The sequence below is a fragment of the Paenibacillus nanchangensis genome (assembly GCF_046543445.1).
GTDB lineage: Bacteria > Bacillota > Bacilli > Paenibacillales > Paenibacillaceae > Paenibacillus_AQ > Paenibacillus_AQ nanchangensis.
Genome location: NZ_JBHOFD010000048.1, coordinates 1 through 20,286, shown reverse-complemented (window position 1 = coordinate 20,286; position 20,286 = coordinate 1). Strand labels below are relative to the sequence as shown.

Below are 20,286 nucleotides of genomic sequence, written 5' to 3'. Positions count from 1 at the left end.
TTACCATCTTTGCAGCTAAGGAGGGTTCACTTATGCGGTTTGATCTGCACACGCATCATTTCCGCTGCGGCCATGCCGACGGAAACATTCGCGATTACATCGAGGCGGGCATCGCCGCCGGGCTTCAGGTGATCGGCATCTCCGATCATACGCCTTATTTCGGACATCCGGAAGAACAGGCTTTTCCGCATATCGCCATGGGCAAAGCCGAACTCGCCGCCTATGTCGGCGAAGTATTGGAGCTGAAACGGGAATACGCAGGCCGGATCGAGGTGCTGCTTGGCATTGAGTCGGACTATTTTCCCGAGCATGCGGAACTGTACCGGCGGACGCTGGCCCAATACCCTTTTGACTATATCATCGGTTCCGTGCACAGTACGGAAGGACTGAGCATCTTCAACAAAGGCCGGTGGAAGAAACTTGACTCCCGCGCCCAAATCGCGGCTAAAACGGAGTATTACCGCCTGATTTCCGAATCCGCAAAAAGCGGCATGTTTCAGATTCTCGGTCATATCGACGCCATGAAAGGGAATTATCCGGCTTTTGCCGATATCGAGGCGCCGGAGCCGCTGGATGCCTGCCTGCGCACTATCGGGGAATGCGGAGTGGCCATTGAGGTCAATACCTCCGGCAAAACCAAGCTGAGCGGCGGCTGGTATCCTTCCGACGCCATACTGGAGCGCGCGCTTCATTACGGCGTGGAAATCACCTTTGGTTCGGATGCGCACAAGCCGTCCCGGGTTGGAGACGAGCTCGACGCGGTCGCCGTCCGGCTGAAGGAGATCGGATTCGGCCACTGGGTCTATTACCGGAACAAAACGAAGCAGGTTGTGCCGCTGTAAACTGTTTTTTTCGGGGATGGGTGAGCAAATGTTAGGAGAGTCAGCAGGGTCTGCAGAGCCGTCAGGGGCTGAAGAGTCGTTAGAGTCCGCAGGGCGGCAAGAGCCGCAGAGTCGTCAGGAGCCGCAGGATTTGCATGACCGGCAGCGGTTTTTGGACAAAAAAAGTGGACCCGATTGCTCGGGTCCCAAACTATATTATATTCAAAAGGGGGTCATGTACTTAGTTTAACCGTTGACTGTTAGAGTTTCATAACGGCATTATTTCAATTGTGTAACAAAACATAAACGTTAATCCGGCCTCCCTCTTTTCCAGGGAGCGGGATCGTCCTCGCCAGCATCATACCGTTTTTCTCCATCACCCGCGCCGACCGCAGGTTGCTATCCATGCATCGCCCTTCCACTCTCCGCAGCTTCCAGGTGTCCTGCGCATAGTTCAGCAGCAGGCCTACCGCTTCCGCGGCCCAGCCTTGTCCCCAGCAGTCCGGCTTCAGCATATAACCCAATGTAGCGGTGCCTTCCTTGCGGTCCCAGGATTGCAGCGATACCGTGCCGACCAAACGCCGATCTTCCCGCGTCAGAATTCCGGCATGGAGCGCTGACTCTTCCCGCCCCAGCACCATCGACAGCGCAAGCCTCCCGGTACTGTAGGCGCGTTCGCCTCCCGCTCTGGGCGACAGCGCAGCCGCCAGCTGCGGGTCGGCAAGCAGTTCTTCAACCGCGGCGGCATCGTCCGGCGTAAGCCCGCGCAGGAGAATCGACCGGCCGGCCAGCTCCGGCAGTTCGATGCGGCTCTGATCCTCAGCTCCCAACATCCCTCACATCCTTCGTCCCGCTTTGGCGGGGTTATCCCTTCCGCAGCGTCAGCACGGATAATTCAGGACGGCATAAAAACCGGAAAGGCATGTACGTCATCCCAAAACCCCGGTTAACATAAAGCGGCATTCCGCGTTGTCCGACATGGTACAGGCCGGCGACATACTTCTGCGCCCCGTACGGCGTGTAAGGCGCTCCGACAAACGGGAGCCGGATTTGGCCGCCGTGGCTGTGCCCCGACAGCTGCAGATGGAACGGATAGGCTGCCGCAGTGTCGGCATAATCGGGTTCGTGCATCAGCAGCAGCGTACACATGCCTTTCGGAACGTCGGATAACGCCGCTTCCGGGTCGGGCCTGCCGTGCAGCATATCCTCGATCCCGGCAATGGCCATCTCCCCGCCGCCCCGCCGGATACGCGCCGAAGCGTTGCGCAGCACGCGGAAACCCGCCGATTCCAGCAGCCCGGCCAGCGCCGGCGCGTTTTTGTAATCATGGTTGCCCAATATGGCATATTTCCCTAACGGCGCCGTAAGCTCCGCGAGCAGCGGAACCGCCGGCCTTGCGTCCCTCGGCTCGCTGTCCACAATATCGCCGGTGAAGCAGATCAGATCGGGCTGCTCCCGCTTGATCCCGGCAAGCAGTCCGGATAAATCCGACGCCTCCTTGTGAAAGCCCAGGTGCGTATCGCTGAAATGAATCACCTTGATTCCGTCAAAACCCGAAGGCAATCCGGCAACCGTAATCCTATGCCGTGTCACCTCCAGCCACCGGGGCTCCGCTTGCCACGCATATCCGCCGGACAGCGCGGCCGCGCCAATAACCGTTGCCGCGCCGCGCTTCAGAAATTGCCGTCTAGTCATTTTGGGTCCGCCGCCGGTGCCCGGAACGGGGTTTGCGGCGGGCGTTCCAGCCGGAGAAGACCCATGTTGGTTCTGCTGCATAAGGGTTTCTCCTTTCTTGTAGCGTGAAAAGAGCCATAGCGGCTCTATCCATCCGCCCGGCTGCAGCCAGGCGGAGAGTCGTAGTGTAAATGAGTGTTTTGCTGCGGTTGTTCCTCCCGGTTCCGCGGCGCTTCCTTCGGATCAGGAAGACCGGCCTAATCTCGGGTGCCCTCATCTCGAGTGCCTTCATCTCGAGTGTCTTCATCTTGAGCACTCTCATCTCGAGCGCCTTCCTTCTTCGGGCCGCCCGGATCCTTCTTCGGGTCATTCGGTTCTTCTTCCGTTCCCCCGCTATCCATTGCTTCATCCAGATCGACATCGACCGCGGATTCGACCTCTTCTTCGCCGCCGGGACCTAATATTTTGCGGAAAAGCCCCAGCATGGACAGCGCGTAGGCGACGGTAATGAAGCTGAACGAAATCTGCATAATCACGGCAAGGCGGGAGGTATTGTCCACGGCTGCGATATCCCCGTAGCCGACTGTGGTGAAGGTGGCGACGCTGAAGTACAGAAACGAAATCAGCTGGCTCAAGAGATCCTGGCCCAGCCCTTTTCCTTCAAACGAAGTCTGGCCAAACAGCTTATAAATGGAGGTATAGACGACCGTAAAAAATATAATACAAGACAATGCGGCCACGCTGATCCGCAGCAGAGTGGACTGCAGCCGGACCTCCCGGCTGTTGGATTCTTTGATTTCATGAAAAATAAACAGGATGTAAAACAGCACGGACGCCAGGCAGAACAGCAGAATCAGCGCCCGCATCCCTCCGTTTCCAGGCACGACGTCCCCGAGGTCAATCCAGTTCAGCAGATCCTCGACCGCAAACAGCACATAAATCAGAATAGGCGCCAGCAGCACACCTTTTCCCAGCCAGCTCATTCTCATTTTGTAAAACCAGAACCCGAGCAGCGACAGGACGGCCAGATTAAAAAGCCACAGCGCCCAATCCACGCTTATTCCTCCTTGTGCCCGCCTTCCGCAGCGTTCTGCGCTTGCTGAACCGCATCGACGGCAATCCGGCAGTCTTCAACCGGGGTCTCCGCATACGCCCGGGCCAGCCCTTTAGCCGCAATGTCGGCTTTGGACACGCGCCGCAGCGGAATCATCAGTTCCACCCGCTCGGTGAACGGATACGGGTCCAGCGTCAGCGTGGAACCCTGCCACTCCGCTTCGATCCGGCGCCCTTCGGTGAACGGAAAATCCTCGCTCCCGGAGAATCCGTCCTGCCACCAGGGGTGCGTCTCCGACTTCGGTGTTCCGGGTTCATGCAGCGCCAAATACAGCGACAGGTCATCGCAGAACTGCAGCAGCCGGCTGTCGTTGTACAGCTCCGCTTCCCCGATCGGAGCCGTATGCTCCAGTTCCCGGCGGATGCGCGCCCGCCGTTCTTTCTCGTGCTCCTGGAACAGCGACAGCTCAGGCCCGCGTTCGCCCGCAACTTCAATCAGCCGTTCAAAGTGCAGGCTGACCAAAAGCGCACCGTACGCCGTCTCCGCCTCGATTTCATCCAGCCCTCGGGTATAAAACGTCAGCTTCGGCACAACCGGAAAATCGATGAAGCTGTACGGGGTCCCCGCTGCGTCATTCCAGAACGGCGTTTCGTCCAAATCGATCCAGGCCCGGTCGTGGTGCCCGATTGCATGTAGCACCTCGGCCCGGCGGGCGGGATTTGGCACCTCCCCGGTTAGAAACACCGCGGCCAGCCTGCCCGACACCAGCCCGTGGTGATGCTGCTTTACCAAGACAAACGTTTCCTCCTGCTCCCGGCAAATCACATCAGTTCCTCCTGTCATCCTAAAGTCGCGTGCTTTTTCCTTGGCAAGATTATAGCACAACTGCCAGCCCGTTCCGAAATTTCAGGCGGGTGGACAACCTGCAAACGCAGGATCGCCCAGTCCGCAGGAACGTGCTCTAAAGTATCGCAGGAGCCGGTCCCACGGCACAGCCATATCCTAACCGGACCCGGAACAACTTTGGTTTACATCAACCTCCGTCCCCTCAAAAAAACGGGCGCTGCCGCATTTTTTGCCGGCACCGCCCGTTTGGTATTAACTCTAAAAAATTATAACGACAGAACTAAGGATGTACGGATGAAGCGGGGCTGTCACTGCGGGAATTGGGTTGCGTCCCCGGCCGTACCGTCCCACGCTTTTTCTCAGCCGCAGCAGCCCTTATACGCCAAGCCAGCGCTTGAACATATGTTTCGTGGTCTGCTTGTTCATCTCCGCGATCGACGTCGTCAGCGGAATGCCTTTAGGGCAGGCGCGCACACAGTTCTGCGAGTTGCCGCAGCCTTCGATGCCGCCTTCCTCCATCAGCGCTTCCAGCCGGTCTTCCGCGTTCATCTCGCCCGTAGGGTGGGCGTTGAACAGGCGGACCTGCGAAATCGCCGCCGGGCCGATAAAGTCGGTTTTTTCGTTTACGTTGGGGCAGGCCTCCAGGCAAACACCGCATGTCATGCACTTGGACAGCTCGTAAGCCCACTGGCGTTTCTTCTCCGCCATTCTTGGACCCGGTCCCAGATCGTAGGTTCCGTCGATCGGAATCCAGGCTTTTACCTTCTTAAGCGCATTGAACATCCGCGTCCGGTCGATCACCAGATCCCGGACAACCGGGAACGTCTTCATCGGCTCGACGCGCACCGGCTGCTCCAGGTTATCAATAAGCGCCGCACATGCCTGGCGGGGCTTGCCGTTGATGACCATCGAGCAGGCGCCGCATACCTCCTCCAGACAGTTTGAGTCCCAGCAGACCGGAACTGTCGCCTGGCCGTTCGCATTAACCGGGTTGCGCTGAATTTCCATCAGCGCGCTGATGACGTTCATCCCCGGCCGGTATGGCAGTTCAAATTCTTCCGTATAGGACGCACCCTCCGGACTGTCCTGGCGGGTGATAATAAATTTCACGTTTTTGGAAGATGCTGCAGTAACACCCATAGCCTGTTCCTCCTCGATCAAATTCGTTGTGCCGCCTTATTTTTCTTTTGAGTAGTCGCGAATCCGCGGCGGAATCAGCGATACATCCACTTCTTCGTACGTAATCTGAGGACCGTCCGGCGTCCAAGCCGCCTTCGTTGTCTTCAGGAATTCCTCGTCATTGCGCTGCGGGAAGTCCGGTTTGTAGTGGGCGCCCCGGCTTTCGTTGCGCAGGAGCGCGCCAAGCGTCATCGCTTCGGCCAGCTCCAGCATGTTCCACAGCTGGCGCGTGAAGGCCACGCCCTGGTTGTTCCAGCGGGATGTGTCGCTCATGTTAATGCGGCCGTAGCGCTCCTTGAGCTCTTTGATTTTGCCGATCGTCGCTTCCAGCTTGTCGTTGTAGCGTACAACCGTCATGTTGGCCGTCATCCAGTCGCCCAGTTCTTTATGAATGACATACGCGTTTTCGGTGCCCTGCATTTTGAGCAGCGATTCGTATTTATCCGTCTGGCGCTTGCGGGAACCATCGAAGATGGTGGATGATACGTCGCGGACCGACTTCTTCAGCCCTTTGACGTATTCTACGGCTTTCGGTCCTGCCACCATGCCGCCGTAGATGGCGGACACCAGCGAGTTGGCTCCGAGGCGGTTTGCGCCGTGATATTGGTATTCGCATTCACCGGCGGCAAACAGGCCGGGGATATTCGTCATCTGGTTGTAATCGACCCACATGCCGCCCATGGAGTAATGGACCGCCGGGAAGATTTTCATCGGAATTTTGCGCGGATCGTCACCCATGAATTTTTCATAGATTTCGATAATGCCCCCGAGCTTGACGTCAAGCTCCTTCGGGTCCTTGTGGGACAGGTCCAGGTAAACCATGTTTTCGCCGTTGATGCCAAGTCCCTGGTCGACGCAGACGCTGAAAATCTCCCGGGTAGCGATGTCCCGCGGCACCAGATTGCCGTAAGCCGGATATTTTTCCTCAAGGAAATACCAAGGTTTGCCGTCCTTATACGTCCAGATACGTCCGCCTTCGCCGCGGGCCGATTCGGACATCAGCCGCAGCTTGTCATCGCCGGGGATGGCGGTAGGGTGGATCTGAATAAACTCCCCGTTTGCGTAATGCACACCCTGCTGGTACACGGCGCTCGCCGCCGTACCGGTATTGATGACGGAGTTTGTCGTTTTGCCGAAAATAATGCCCGGTCCGCCGCTGGCCAAAATGACAGCATCGCCCGGAAACGTCTGAATTTCCATCGTCCGCAGGTTCTGCGCGCAGATTCCGCGGCAGACGCCGTCGTCGTCGATAACGGCCGACAGGAACTCCCAGTTCTCGTATTTTGTCACCCGGCCTTCGACCTCCCAGCGGCGGACCTGCTCATCAAGCGCGTACAGCAGCTGCTGTCCGGTAGTTGCGCCGGCAAACGCCGTCCGGTGGTGCTTGGTGCCTCCAAAGCGGCGGAAATCAAGCAGGCCCTCCGGCGTCCGGTTGAACATCACGCCCATCCGGTCCATCAGGTGAATGATGCCCGGTGCGGCTTCGCACATCGCTTTGACCGGCGGCTGGTTGGCCAGAAAATCGCCGCCATACACGGTATCATCAAAATGCTCCCATGGCGAGTCGCCTTCCCCCTTCGTGTTGACGGCACCGTTGATGCCCCCCTGGGCACAAACGGAGTGCGAGCGCTTGACGGGCACAAGCGAAAATAAATGAACGTGAGCGCCGGCCTCCGCAGCCTTGATGGAAGCCATCAGGCCCGCGAGTCCGCCGCCGACGATAATGATATCGAATGCTGGCATAGTCGGTTCACTCCCCTTATCGAATGACGGTAGTTACAGTTGATACGGCCGCAGCCGCGGTCTGGAATTCGCTGTCGCGGAAAGTGACAAGCGACAGCAGGAACATAAAGGTGACAAGGACGAACAAGCCCATGCACACATAGGACGAAATCCGCTGCGAACGAGGTCCAACGGTGATTCCCCAGCTGACGAGGAACGACCACAGTCCGTTCGCGAAGTGGAAGCAGGCCGAGATAATGCCGACAATATAGAAAGCCAGCATGAGCGGGGAAGTCGCAACGCCATGCATCACGCCGCCAAGCTCCTCGTGCCCCACCTTGCCCAGCGCAACCTGGAACCGTGTCTCAAATACGTGCCAGATCACAAATATAAACGTAATGACCCCCGTAATCCGCTGCAGGGTGTACCGCCAGTTGCGCTCCAGATTGAAGCGGCCCACGTTGGGCTTCGCCTGATAGGCGATGTACAGCCCGTAAACGCCGTGGTACAGCAGGGGAAGCCAAATTAAGAATAATTCCAGGAAGAACACAAGCGGCAGGCTGTTAAGCCACAGCACGCTGTCCGTAAAGCCTTCAGCGCCCCCTTCGACCGCCGAGAAGTTCGTAATCATGTGCTCCAGGAAAAATGCCCCGAGCGGGATTACGCCGAGCAGAGAATGAATCTTTCTGGAATAAAACCCTCTCATAAAACTCCTATCCCCTTTCCATTAGTACAGCGTTTTCATTAATGAGCATACACATCCGGAAGCGGGGTTGAAACAGTGCTGCCGTCCCCCGTAAACACGAGCCTTACGCTCATTTTCATGCGCATCCCCCGTTTCTTCCGACTTTGCTCCACTTTTCACAATTTGTGAATATCTTGTGTCACTTTTTATGTTACTCCTTTTTTGCTTATAAGGGAATTGCAATCTAATTATTAATCATTATAAAATAAGTGCATAAGAAAAACTTTTACTTAAGAGTCATTCTAGTTTTGATCCGGGAAACAGCCCCCATTTCGGCTTACAGGAAACTCCGTTCGCTGTAACCCGGCACAGATGTCTGTGCATTCCGTCACGTGCTGCCGGCAGAGACCGGCGGGGGTCATTATATTTAAGTACCTCAACTTTCGCAGAGCGAAAATCAGCTAAGCTCCAGACCTGGCGCGGATTTAACCGCAATGAAGTAATCGTCTTGAAAAAAAAGAAAAACACCGCTTCGCCCGCGGCGAACGCACCGCTCGGCGTGCTATTTTATTTACGGTGCGATGAAGTTAACACCCTACACTGGGCGGTTGCCTTGGCACAACTCATAGAACGGCTGAACGAAATTACGACTCAGGTTGGGAAGAAATGCTCCACCCTAATTCAAAGTCAACTCCAGCACTGGATCTCCGGTTTGCCCAGTGATCTCAAGGCGTATCTGCCGATCTCAGGCTGCGCTGCCGATCTCAGGCTGCGCTGCCGGTCTCAGGCTGCGAAAGTTGAGTTAATAAAAGCAGCGTGAACCAAGACTTGATAAACCATGTCTTGGACTGCCGCTGTTGTCGTTGAACGAACTGGAACGAATCTTCCCCTGCGACACACCCGCAGCGGATTACCACAGCACGCGATACCGAGGTTTTTCCGGACCCAGAGGACGTTATTTCTGAAATTCTTGGGCTTTTGGGTTGCCTTGCGGACTCCAGATCCGTTATTCGTACCGAAAACATCCAAACGATGGATTTTCCGCGTAAATAAGGGAATCTGAGTCCGTCACTTTGCCAAAACGCTGAATAATCAGCAAATAAGGTCCCCTGAGTCCGTAAGAAAGTCATAGGGGGAGGACAATGTTGAGCTGTGAGCTGCTTCAAAAGGCCTCCAAGGTTTGGAAAATCGAGACTGTGTTCAGGCAGGGAATGTTGCTGTAATTTTGTCAATACGAGTAAAGCTACTGAATTCTCCTTACGCGCTCAAGGGTTTAAGCCATTTTTCTAGCTGCGAAAGTTGAGTTAAGTACAACCTAACGTAGTGGGAAAACTTAAGATGGCGGGCAAGCCTAAGATGGCGGGCAAGCCTAAGATGGCGGGCAAGCCTACGGTGATGGGCAAGCCTACGGTGGCGGGCAGAGTGCGGCCAGAGTCATTACACTGTAGATGGAGCAGCGATGCCTTGCTTACAACAGAGCCAGGAACGGAAAGCAACCGCCCGCTAAAAATCAAGGGCGTAACTATACATTCGCTCGCGATATGAAAAAGGAGGCGCCGCCTTGTACGACGATCTGGATATTTTTGCCGTAGTTGTGGAGCAGTCGAGCTTGAACCGGGCTTCGCGGCTCTTGAATCTGTCCCAGCCCGCCCTTTCCCGAAAAATCTCCAAGCTGGAAGAGCGGCTGGGCACTCCGCTGTTCAACCGGTTCGGCAAACGGCTGGAGCTGACCGACGCCGGCCGGCTGGCGTACACCTTTGCGCTGGAGCAGCGGCATCAGCGTTCCCGTTTTCTTGAGGCACTGTCGAAGTTCAAGGAAGGCGAACCGATGATCATGACGCTTGGCGCCAGCCTGACGACCCTTCAGACGACGCTGCCTCCCCTGATTAACACTTATATGGAGCGGTATCCCGCCGCCGAGCTGAAGCTGATTACCGGCAAAACGCATGAGATCGTCTCGTCCGTCGGCGAAGGCCGGGCGGATGCGGGGATTGTAGCCTCGAGCATATCCGAGCCGGGCCTGCGCTGCGTTCCGCTGTTTGAGGATCAGCTGAGGCTGGTCGTCTCGGAACATCACCCCTTGACGCTGCTGCCGCGTCTGGAGATGGGGCATCTCGCTTCGCTGCCGATGATCCTATTCTCCAAAGGAACGTGGTACCGGCGGCTGACCGACGATCTGTTCCAGCGCTGCGGCGTGGAGCCGGACGTGCGGATGGAGATCGACTCGTTTGAAGCGATCATCCGGCTGCTTCCTACCGGCAAGACAGCCACGCTGCTGCCCAAGTCGTATCTGCGCCCCGAACTGCTGAAGGGAGGCGGGCTGGTGTCGCTGCACATTAAGGAGCTCGACCTCACGCAGCGGACAACCAGCCTGATTTACCGCGAGGGCGGAAGCCTCAGCGCGGCGGCACGCAGCTTCGTGCAGGTGGCGGAGGAGGCGTTTTTTAGCGGCAGGCAGGCGGAGCGATAAGGCTCGCGGAGCACTTAGAGCGGCTGAGCGCAAGACTGGCGGAGCGCTCTTAGAGCGGCGGAGCGGTAAGACTGGCGGAGCGCTTAGAGCAGCGGAGCGGCAAGGACGGCAACGGCACGTTATTTGCAAGCTGTCCGAGCACCCGGACACCCAGCTGTAGAACACAAAAAAACCCGCTATTCTGGCGAAAGAGAGCGCCGTGACAGCGGGTTTTGTTTGCTTTTTTATAACCTCAACTTTCGCAGCTGGAAATGGCTTAGACCCTTGAGTGAGTAAGAGAAATTCAATAGATTTACTTGTATTGACAACAAACACTCACTTGTTAGGGATCATGATAGTGCGATCAACCATGCCAACAAAAAAGGTGCGTAACTCTACGTTACAGCAACATTCCCTGCCTGAACACAGCCTCGGTTATCCAAACTTTGGGGGCGTTTTGAAGCAGCTTTGCATTGTCCTCCCCTATGACTTTCTTGCCGGACTCAGGGTACCCTATTTGCTGATTATTCAGCGTTTTGGCAAAGAGACGGACTCAGATTCACTTATTTACGCGGAGAATCCATAGTTTGGATGTTTTCGGTACGAATAACGGATCTGGAGTCCGCAAGGCAACCCAAAAGCCCAAGAATTTCAGAAATAACGTCCTCTGGGTCCGGAAAGACCTCCGTATCGCGTTCGGTGGTAATCCGCTGCGGGTCTGTTACAGGAGAGGATTCGTTCCAGTTCGTTCAACGACAACAGCGGCAGTCGAAGACATTGTTTATCAAGTCTTGGTTCACGCTGCTTTTATTAACTCAACTTTCGCAGCCTGAGATCGGCAGCGCAGCCTGAGATCGGCAGCGCAACCTGAGACCGGCAACGCAGCCTGAGACCGGCAGCGAACCTGAGATCGGCAGCGCAACCTGAGATCGGCAGATACGCCTTGAGATCACTGGGCAAACCGGAGATCCAGTGCTGGAGTTGACTTTGAATCAGGGTGGAGCATTTCTTCCCAACCTGAGTCGTAATTTCGTTCAGCCGTTCTATGAGTTGCGCCAAGGCAACTGCCCGGTCTAGCGTGCTAACTTCATCGCACCGTAAATCCCGCCGAGCGTGCGTTCGCCGCAAGCAAGCGGTGTTTTTCTATTTTTTCAAGACGATTACTTTATTGCGGTTAAATCCGCGCCAGGACTGGAGCTAAGCTGATTTTCGCTCTGCGAAAGTTGAGTTATAGCCTGTTAAGCAGCGGGCTTACCGGTTCACTACTTCGTCCTCAAACCGGCCGATACCTTCGTTTGATCCGATCAGCACCATAATATCGCCTTCGTGCAGATAATCATGGGCGGTCGGCGCAACGATTACCTCATCCTTGCGGTTCAGCGCGATGATGCTGCAGCCGTATTTGGCGCGCGTGTTGATATCGGCAAGACATTTGCCGTTCATGCAGGACGGCACGGTCAGCTCCACAATGCTGTAGTCCTGGGAAAGTTCAATGTAGTCCAGCAGGTTAGGGGTGACGAGCTGATGGGCTACCCGGATGCCCATATCCCGTTCGGGGAAAATCACCCGGTCGACGCCCAGTTTGGACAACGCGCGGCCGTGCAAAATCGACGTCGCTTTGGCAACAACGGTCTTGACGCCGATCTCCTGCAGCAAAATGGAGGCAAGTATGCTGCGTTCAATGTCGTCACCGATCGCAACGATGCCGCAGTCGAAATTGCGCAGTCCAAGCGAACGCACGGCGTTCTCATCCGTCGCGTCGGCCGTGACGGCATGCGTGAGCTGTCCGCCGATCTCCTCCACAATTTCTTCGTCCCGGTCGATGCCGAGCACCTCGTAGCCCATGTCCATCAGCTCCAGCGCCATGCTGGAGCCGAAGCGTCCAAGGCCAATCACCACAAACTGCTGTGCTTTCATTGTCTTTCGCAGCTCCTTATCCAATAATCATTTTGCCTTCCGGGTACCGATACAACTCTTTACCCTGTTTCGGTCCCAGCGCGTACGCCAAGGTGAGAATTCCCAGTCTTCCGGCGAACATCGTAAACGCAATCAGCAGCTTGCCTACCAGCGACAGCTCCGGAGTGATTCCCATGCTCAGTCCGACCGTGGCAAACGCCGATGTGGTTTCAAACAATATCGCCAGGAAATTCACATCCTCCGTCGTGGACAGCACCATCGCAACCGATACGACAAGCAGCAGCGCGAGCAGGGTGATACTGAGCGCTTTCAGCACCCGCTCCTGGGCCATCCGGTAGCGGAACAGCACGATATCATCCCGGCCGCGGAGCATGGCGATCACCGCCCCGATCATGATCGTAAATGTGGTTGTCTTGATGCCGCCTCCGGTGGAGCCGGGCGAAGCGCCGATAAACATCAGAATAATCATAAAAAACTGCGAAGCCTGGCGCAGTCCCGCGATATCCAGCGTGTTCGCCCCCGCCGTACGCGGCGTGACGGACTGGAACAGGGAGCCGAGCAGCTTGCCTCCCCAGTTCAGCGAACCCAGCGTCTTCGGATTTGTATATTCAAATATGAAGATCACCACCGTACCGATCACAATCAGCGCCGCCGTCATAGACAGCACCACTTTGCTGTGCAGGACAAGCTTTTTATTTTTCCGGTAATCCATCACGTCAGAAAGCACGATAAAGCCGAGCCCGCCCAATACGATCAGCGCCATTACTACAAAGTTGACCAAAGGGTCGTAGACGTACCCGGTCAGACTGCGGTATTCGCCAAACAAATCAAATCCGGCATTGTTGAACATGGAGACCGCATGAAAAATCCCGAAATAAACCGCCCGGCCCACCGGCATGTCGAAAGCCCACCGAATACTGAGCAGCAGCGCCGCCGTGCCTTCGATCACCAGCGAATACAGCAGCACTTTTCGCAGCAGACGGACAATCCCTTCAATCGAGCTCTGGTTCATCGCCTCCTGCAGCAGCAGGCGGTCTTTCAGCGAAATACGGCGCCGGAAGACTAGGGCGAACAGCGTCGCCATGGACATGAAGCCCAGCCCGCCGACCTGGATCAGCAGCAAAATTACCGTCTGGCCAAACGGCGAAAAAAAGGTGCCCGTGTCCACAACAACCAGGCCGGTTACACAGGTTGCGGAAGTTGCTGTAAACAGCGCATTAACAAAAGATAAAGATTCTCCGCTCGTGCTGGAGACCGGCAGCATCAGCAGCAGACTGCCCGCCAAAATAATTGCCGCAAAACCAAGCACCAGAATTTGCGGGGGCGACAGCTTCAGCCAGCGGTAGCCTTTGGAGCCTGGTGGACGTAACGCCATGGTTTCACCCCATGTTTTTTATAATGAAAGAATAGAGAAAAGAAGCCAAACAAAAAAAGCACTGGAAAAACCAATGCTCTTACCCTTGGTTCCTGCAGCTGTAGCCTACGAGGTTAGCTGACGGATTCGGACACTGCGCAGGCTGCCCTATTCGCTCGCAAGCGAAATTCACCCCTTGACGAATGGCGTACGCATCCCGCAAGACTCAGACGCGTATCCCTTCCTCTTGTATGGTTCCCCCGTTTTCACCAGAAATTCGGCTGTTATGCAATTGCATGAAAATTATAATCGCAAATCCCTGCCGTCACAATGCTGCCAATAGCGCGTTTTGAAGCAAAAAACGGAGGAAAGCCTGGCACGCCGCTTGAAAAGCTGGGGTTCTCTGCGGTTTATTGCACATTTGCTGCAAAAATCATCGCTTTTCAAGAATAAGTTTGTCCCTCTGCCGATATGATGAGAGAGACGGTTGGCTTTCGCGCGCCGGTTTATGCTATTTTAAACAGGGAATGTCCAGGCGCTGTCAGCCTCCCGCCTTCCGCTTACAACCCGGGCCGGAGTCCGGAGTGTTCCGGTTCTGTTGTTCTACATAGTTTAAACGCAAGAGACAAGGAGGCGTTTCATGAAATCACCTGAACTTCCCGCGCGCTCTAAAGCGGTAACCAAACCGCTTATTGTTTTGGGAATCATTGGGCTGCTGCTGTTCATTGTCTTTCAAATCCTCCCATCGCTGCAAAATGACAAAGAAGGGATCCGGCGCACGCTTGAACCGTCGGAGATGCGCGGCCGCGCGGCTGCTTTTGCCGCCTCGGAGCTGGGCCACGTTCCGTCGGCAGCAGACGACTGGCAGGTGGGGTACCGGACGGATTCTTTATTTTACGGCTATATGTCCAGCCAGGAGCTGCTGAAATCGTACGAAGACCGGGATCTCGACCGCCTGCATCCATACGATGTCTACCGAGCCGTTCTTCAGCCGGAGAACGGGAAGGATCGGCTGCTGACGATTGATCTCAATATGTACACCGGGGAAGTCGTCGGGTTCTCCCGCATCCCCGTTCAGATGCGCGGTCCCCGGACGGAACCGGGGCCATCTTCTGCCGGGGACAGCAATCCGGCCTTAACCGGCGAGCAGGACAGCGGCACTGCTTCAACCGACGGGCAGGACGGCGGCTATACCGCCTCAACCGACGGGCAGGACGGCAGCACCGCCTCAACTGACGGGCTAGACGGCGGCTATACCGTCGCAACCGATGAACAGGACGGCAGCACCGCCTCAACTGACGGGCAGGACGGCGGCTATATCGTCTCAACCGACGAAGGCGGGAGCAGCAATACAGCTCCCCCTAGCGATAACGGCGGCTTGACGCTCGCGGAGAAGCAGAAGCTGGCTGAGCCCTGGGTACGCAAATGGGCCGCCGAGCCGGGCCGGCTGGAGCCGGTAGCCGCCGAGGGGGATTACGATCTTGTTTACACTGATCCCGAGGTGCGTGTGGGGGATGCTGAATTGCGGTATTTTTTCCGCTTTGATTCCGGCGAAGTGTCGTATTATGCCTCCGGCTTCAACGTTCCGGCGGAGCATGCAGCTTATGTGAGCGAACAAAAAGAGCTGGCCGGAGTGCTCACCCGTTACGGCTACGGCTTGCCTACGCTGATTCTGGGCCTGCTGGCGCTGGTGTACAGCATTTTAACGCGGGCGTACACATCGTTTACGCGTGGTGTTGTGTTAAGCGGCGCTTTTTTCTTCATTACACTTGCCAGCAATCTGAACATGCAGCCGCAGTGGGAGCAGGGGACCGCCGATCCGCTGACCTCGGCGATTGTCAATGTCATTTACGGCCTGTACGCCCTGCTGATGGCCTCACTGCTGTATTTTTCTTTAGTCGGCGGAGACGGGCTGTGGAAGCAGCAGGGAATGAACATGTGGCCCCGCGCCAAAGAACCGGGGTACGGGCGGTATGTTCTGGACAGCGTGGCCGCCGGTTATATCTGGGCGTTTATCCTCCTTGGCGTGCAGACGCTGATGTTCATTGTGCTGAAGCTGACGCTGGACAACTGGTCGACGACCGATGCCAGCCAATCGGCTTACAATATGAAATACGCCTGGCTGCTGCCGCTGATGGCCTGGCTGGCCGGCTTATCCGAGGAGGGTCTGTACCGGCTGTTTGGCATCCCGCTGCTTCGGAAGCTGCTGCGCAGCACGATTGCGGCCAGCTTTGTGACGACGCTGATCTGGGCATTCGGCCATACGCTGTATCCGATTTATCCGGTGATTTCCCGGCCGATCGAGCTGATTGTGATCGGGTTATTGTTCAGCTATATTTTTCTGCGGTACGGCTTTATCACCGTGTTGTTTAGCCACGTCGTCTTCGACAGCATTCTGATGGGCGTTACGCTGATCCTGATGCCGGGAACCGCCAATACGGCGGCAGGGCTCCTCGCCCTTGTCCTGCCGTTCCTTGTCGGCTGGCTGATCTACCGTTTTAATCCGCCTGAACGCGCGGACAACCAGCCTCCTTATCGCGGCGGACTGATGGAATAAACGTAAGCCGTCCGCATTTTGTCCCGTGCCCGGTATATTGCTGAGGTCGGATAGACAAGTAATGGCCGGATGCTGGCAGTACTAGATGCCATATGGATGTAAAAAAGGACCCCAGGCTCCCGGTTTACGGAGCTTGAGGTCCCTCATTATTTGGCTGGACTTACTTTATTGGGCTGGCCTCACTTTATCATCTTGGCTCGACTTATACTCCAATGCCGCAGGCTGGCCTTACTTCTGCACACTGGCTCACCTCACTCCTGCGCGCCGGCTCGGCCTTACTCCTCGACGTAATCGGCTTCGTCCGCTCTGCCTGTCTCCTGGTCCTTCAGCGCATCAAGAATTTGGCGCGCCAGTTTGTCGCCAATCGACAGCGGGCGGAAATCCTCCACCTGCGCCTCCTTGATTTTCTTGAGCGAACCAAAATGCTTTAGCAGCAGCTTGCGCCGTTTTTCCCCGATACCGGGAATCGAGTCCAGCTTCGAGACGACCATCGACTTGGCGCGCTGTTCGCGATGGAACGTAATCGCAAAGCGGTGCACCTCGTCCTGGATGCGCTGCAGCAGATAAAACTCCTGGCTGTCCCGCGCCAGCCGTACCGGTTCGGGCGGATCGCCGACCAAGAGCTGAGCGGTTTTATGCTTCTCGTCTTTGACGAGACCGCAGACCGGGATAAACAGCCCCAGCTCGTTCTCCAGCACATCAACCGCCGCGGAGATTTGTCCCCGGCCGCCATCGACGACGATCAGGTCCGGCTGCGGAAGATTTTCCTTCAGCACCCGTTCGTACCGGCGGCGGATGACCTCACGCATCGTTTCGTAATCGTCCGGTCCCTGGACGGTCCGGACCTTGTATTTGCGGTACTCTTTTTTGGCCGGCTTCCCGTCGATAAACACAACCATAGCGGATACCGGGTTCGTTCCCATAATATTGGAGTTGTCGAACGCCTCAATCCGCTGGAGCGAATCCAGGCCGATGCTCTGGCCCAGGCTCTGCGCCGCGCCGGAAGAACGCTCCTCATCCCGCTCGATCAGGCGGAATTTCTCGTCGAGCGCCACCCGCGCGTTTTCGCAGGCCATGCCGACCATCTGCTTTTTCAGGCCGCGCCGGGGCACGTACGCCTTGACGCCGAGCCACTCCTGCAGCGCGGCCGCGCCGCCCGCCGGGTCGACCGTGCCGCTCGCCAAAGCCGCCTCTGCGGCGGCAGCCGCTTCGGCGAGCTCCTCGGGCGTCTCGGGCACGTCGGCTTCGGCGTCCAGGTCGGCCGCGGTGAGCCGCAGCCCGGTGTGCCGGAAGCCCGCCGCAGCGCTCTCGCTCTGCACGGCCGCCGTGTCCCCGGCCGCTGCCGGCACAGCCGCTGCGGCCTCAGCCGCCGCCGTGCTGTCCGCTGCCACCGCGCTGTCCGCTTCCGCCGCGCCTGCAAGCCCCGCGGCCCCGGCCCCGTCCGCCGGACCGCCGTCTCCGGCTGCGCCGTTCGCGCCGCCCAGCGCCTCATCCGGCAGCGCATTCGGCAGCAAAATTTCCTGCGGCAGCGCAGGGTTGTCGCTGTAATACTGCGTGACATACGACATGAAATCGCTGTACGCCTCGCCGAAAAACGGGAACGACGAGGAGTGGCGCTGGATCATTTTTCCCTGCCGCATGTACAAAATCTGCACGCACATCCAGCCCTTGTCGACAGCAAAACCAAACACGTCCCGGTCCTTCGTATCGCCGGTATTGATGTTCTGCTTCTCCATCAGCGCTTCGATATGCATAATCTGGTCGCGCAGCTCCTTGGCCCGCTCAAAATACAGCTCCTCCGCCGCTTCCTGCATCTTCTGCTGGAGATCCTTTTTAACGGCTTCGTGTCCGCCGCCGAGGAAGGAGGCCATGCTTTTGGTGATTTCGTCGTACTGCTCGCGCTTCACTTCTTTTTCACACGGGGCGAGGCATTGGCCCATATGGTAATACAGGCACACTTCCTTTGGCATCGACTGGCATTTGCGCAGCGGATACATCCGGTCAAGCAGCTTTTTCGTCTGGTGGGCCGCATACGCGTTAGGATACGGTCCAAAATACTTGGCTTTATCTTTAAGCACCCGGCGCGTCACTTCGAGTCGCGGATGCGTTTCATTCGTGATTTTTAAATAAGGAAACGTCTTGTCGTCCTTCAGCTGCACGTTGTAGCGCGGCATGTGCTTTTTGATCAGGTTGCACTCCAGAATGAGCGCTTCCATGTTACTTTTGGTAACGATGTATTCAAAATCGCGGATATCCGCGACGAGCCGCTGGGTTTTGCCGTTATGGCTGCCCGTAAAATAGGACCGGACCCGGTTCTTCAGCACCTTGGCCTTGCCGACGTAAATAATGGTGCCTTCTTCGTTTTTCATCAAATAACAGCCGGGAAGATCCGGCAAAAGTGCAAGTTTGTTGCGGATTGCATCCATGTAATCGATGGCGGTTCCCCTCCTGCTCTCCCGGGGGAGTACGATAATATAAGATAGCGCACAAAGCGCCTCCGGCAGGACCGAAGGCGCTCGCAGCGGACCTTTGCGGCCCGCATCTCTTGTTCAAACGCTGATTATTGATGTTTGGCGACGATGTTCTTCAGCGATTCCTTGGAATTCAGGCCGACTACTTTGTCGACGGGTTGGCCGTCTTTGAAGAAAATCAGCGTCGGAATGCTCATTACGCCAAAACGGGAAGCCGTCTCCGGATTCTCGTCCACGTTCAATTTTGCGATCTTGACCGAGTCGCCGAGCTCCTGAGACAGTTCGTCGAGGATCGGAGCAAGCATTTTGCAGGGACCGCACCAAGGCGCCCAGAAATCAACTACTACAGTACCTTGACCTTCAACTTCATTGCTGAAGGATTGGTCAGACACGTTAACAATGGCCATAATCTGTTCCTCCTTAAAAGGATTACGAAGCCTTACTTACCGCCCCGCAAGCTTGAATAGTGAAATGTTCATGTAATATGATAACCAGATTATCATGTACCGACACGTTCCCAGTATAACATATTTCCCGGCGATATGTGAAACATCACAGCAGGCGCGCTGACCGCCGGTTTTACCTGCCTGCGTAGTACTCGGGACCCGGGTTCAGATCCAGCACTACCCGTCTCGGCTCAAGCAGCGAATATTGGTGTTCGCACAGCCAGCGCTGCTGTTCATCCCGGCCGATGGTTTCGCCGTCTGCGATAATGTCCCCCCGGTTAAATAAATAATGCGCAATATCCAGCAGGAAACCAGCCGTCTCGTTCGGGTTCATATCGTAAAAATGGCACTGCACGTCCGGGACGCCAAGCGCAGCCAGCCCTACGCTGTCCATCACCATCTCCACTCGGCCCTCCTCATTCGGGGCGTTACGGAACAGGCGGATATTCAGCGCGCCGTACAGCAGCTGGTCTTCTTCCATCGCCTGTAAAAAAGCGCCCGGCTCCACCAGTTTATCGCTGGCCCGCCAGTAAATCGCCTCGCATGGAGCCGTTTCGGCGAGCGCCTGCAGCACGCCCGTGAACAGCCGGAGCCGGTCTTTATACGGGAGACCGGATGCCATCAGGTCGCTCAGCATCAGCGCGTGGCTGCAGCCGGTTACCGCCTGCTCCGCCTGCGGCCAGTGCCAGGACTGCTGCAGCGCCGTCCGGTAATCCTCGGGTGTAGGCGCCCGTTCCGACCCCATAATGGCAGTCTGCGCAGGCAGCTCTTCGCCTCCGGCGTACGTTACTCTATTGGATAGATGAAAAAAATGCAGCGGCGCTACCTGCCCGCCGTTTTCCCCGTCGTCACTTGAATTCGGCTCCCAGACCGCAAGCCGTTCCGTGTCTTCCCCTGTGCCGCCGATCTCGCCTGTATATTTTTGAATCCGTGCATACAGCGCTTCTCTGTCGATTACCGGTTTGTCCCGGTATAAGAGCTCCGCCATGTACACCGAGGCGAATCCGTAGCTCTCCCGTTCATCCCGCATATCCTGGGCTTCTTGAGCTTCTTGAGCTTCTTGGGCTTCTTGGGCTTCTTGGGCTTCTTGGGCTTCTTGGGCTTCTTGGGC

The 20,286-nt window shown here is 56.5% G+C and carries 16 protein-coding genes and 1 riboswitch; of the genes, 4 read left to right on the top strand and 12 right to left on the bottom strand.

The genetic code is table 11. The features are described from left to right. The first annotated feature begins 32 nt into the window (after positions 1–32). Positions 33–842, top strand: coding sequence for a histidinol-phosphatase (locus ACE6ED_RS26770; protein WP_410830506.1), 810 nt, complete (start codon positions 33–35; stop codon positions 840–842). 263 nt (positions 843–1,105) lie between these two features. Here ACE6ED_RS26770 and ACE6ED_RS26765 read toward each other — a convergent pair whose 3' ends face one another. From ACE6ED_RS26765 to ACE6ED_RS26735, 7 genes are all read right to left on the bottom strand, one after another. Next, complete coding sequence (locus ACE6ED_RS26765; RefSeq protein ID WP_410830505.1) at positions 1,106–1,654, bottom strand: GNAT family N-acetyltransferase; 549 nt, start codon at positions 1,652–1,654, stop codon at positions 1,106–1,108. Positions 1,655–1,685: 31 nt separating this feature from the next. Next, entirely contained in the window at positions 1,686–2,597 is a 912-nt protein-coding gene (locus ACE6ED_RS26760; RefSeq protein WP_410830504.1) for a metallophosphoesterase, read from the bottom strand. Positions 2,598–2,752: 155 nt separating this feature from the next. Beyond that, positions 2,753–3,550: a potassium channel family protein gene (locus ACE6ED_RS26755; protein WP_410830503.1), complete on the bottom strand. Its 798-nt coding sequence runs from the start codon at positions 3,548–3,550 to the stop codon at positions 2,753–2,755. 2 nt (positions 3,551–3,552) lie between these two features. After that, positions 3,553–4,374: a DUF3891 family protein gene (locus ACE6ED_RS26750; protein ID WP_410830502.1), complete on the bottom strand. Its 822-nt coding sequence runs from the start codon at positions 4,372–4,374 to the stop codon at positions 3,553–3,555. A 396-nt stretch (positions 4,375–4,770) separates the two neighbouring features. Then, entirely contained in the window at positions 4,771–5,535 is a 765-nt protein-coding gene (gene sdhB, locus ACE6ED_RS26745; RefSeq protein WP_410830501.1) for a succinate dehydrogenase iron-sulfur subunit, read from the bottom strand. Between the two features lie 36 nt (positions 5,536–5,571). Beyond that, positions 5,572–7,317, bottom strand: coding sequence for a succinate dehydrogenase flavoprotein subunit (gene sdhA / locus ACE6ED_RS26740; protein WP_410830500.1), 1,746 nt, complete (start codon positions 7,315–7,317; stop codon positions 5,572–5,574). Positions 7,318–7,333: 16 nt separating this feature from the next. After that, positions 7,334–8,002, bottom strand: coding sequence for a succinate dehydrogenase cytochrome b558 subunit (locus tag ACE6ED_RS26735; RefSeq protein ID WP_410830499.1), 669 nt, complete (start codon positions 8,000–8,002; stop codon positions 7,334–7,336). 487 nt (positions 8,003–8,489) lie between these two features. Between ACE6ED_RS26735 and ACE6ED_RS26730 the strand changes: the two genes are divergently transcribed. Together ACE6ED_RS26730 and ACE6ED_RS26725 are read left to right on the top strand one after the other, a co-directional pair. Further along, positions 8,490–8,801, top strand: a complete 312-nt coding sequence (locus ACE6ED_RS26730; protein WP_410830498.1) for a hypothetical protein — start codon at positions 8,490–8,492, stop codon at positions 8,799–8,801. Between the two features lie 741 nt (positions 8,802–9,542). Further along, on the top strand, positions 9,543–10,451 hold the full coding sequence (locus tag ACE6ED_RS26725; RefSeq protein WP_410830497.1) for a LysR family transcriptional regulator: 909 nt from the start codon (positions 9,543–9,545) through the stop codon (positions 10,449–10,451). Positions 10,452–11,681: 1,230 nt separating this feature from the next. Here the strand turns inward: ACE6ED_RS26725 and ACE6ED_RS26720 are convergent. Both ACE6ED_RS26720 and ACE6ED_RS26715 read right to left on the bottom strand, forming a co-directional pair. After that, entirely contained in the window at positions 11,682–12,347 is a 666-nt protein-coding gene (locus tag ACE6ED_RS26720; protein WP_410830496.1) for a potassium channel family protein, read from the bottom strand. Positions 12,348–12,363: 16 nt separating this feature from the next. Next, the gene (locus tag ACE6ED_RS26715; RefSeq protein WP_410830495.1) at positions 12,364–13,722 is read right to left on the bottom strand and encodes a TrkH family potassium uptake protein; all 1,359 of its coding nucleotides are present in this window, start codon (positions 13,720–13,722) and stop codon (positions 12,364–12,366) included. An 87-nt stretch (positions 13,723–13,809) separates the two neighbouring features. Next, positions 13,810–13,994, bottom strand: a riboswitch (cyclic di-AMP (ydaO/yuaA leader). Positions 13,995–14,341: 347 nt separating this feature from the next. On the opposite strand from ACE6ED_RS26715, the gene ACE6ED_RS26710 reads away from it, so the two are divergent. Continuing rightward, positions 14,342–16,258 (top strand): CPBP family glutamic-type intramembrane protease, encoded by a 1,917-nt coding sequence (locus ACE6ED_RS26710; protein ID WP_410830494.1) that lies wholly within the window; start codon positions 14,342–14,344, stop codon positions 16,256–16,258. A 275-nt stretch (positions 16,259–16,533) separates the two neighbouring features. Here the strand turns inward: ACE6ED_RS26710 and uvrC are convergent, their stop codons facing one another. The 3 genes from uvrC to ACE6ED_RS26695 all read right to left on the bottom strand — a co-directional run. Continuing rightward, positions 16,534–18,684, bottom strand: coding sequence for an excinuclease ABC subunit UvrC (gene uvrC / locus ACE6ED_RS26705; protein ID WP_410830493.1), 2,151 nt, complete (start codon positions 18,682–18,684; stop codon positions 16,534–16,536). Between the two features lie 134 nt (positions 18,685–18,818). Further along, on the bottom strand, positions 18,819–19,136 hold the full coding sequence (gene trxA, locus ACE6ED_RS26700; RefSeq protein ID WP_410830492.1) for a thioredoxin: 318 nt from the start codon (positions 19,134–19,136) through the stop codon (positions 18,819–18,821). Positions 19,137–19,308: 172 nt separating this feature from the next. Beyond that, positions 19,309–20,286 (bottom strand): DUF4261 domain-containing protein (locus ACE6ED_RS26695; RefSeq protein WP_410830491.1); only part of this gene is annotated, 978 nt, incomplete at its 5' end.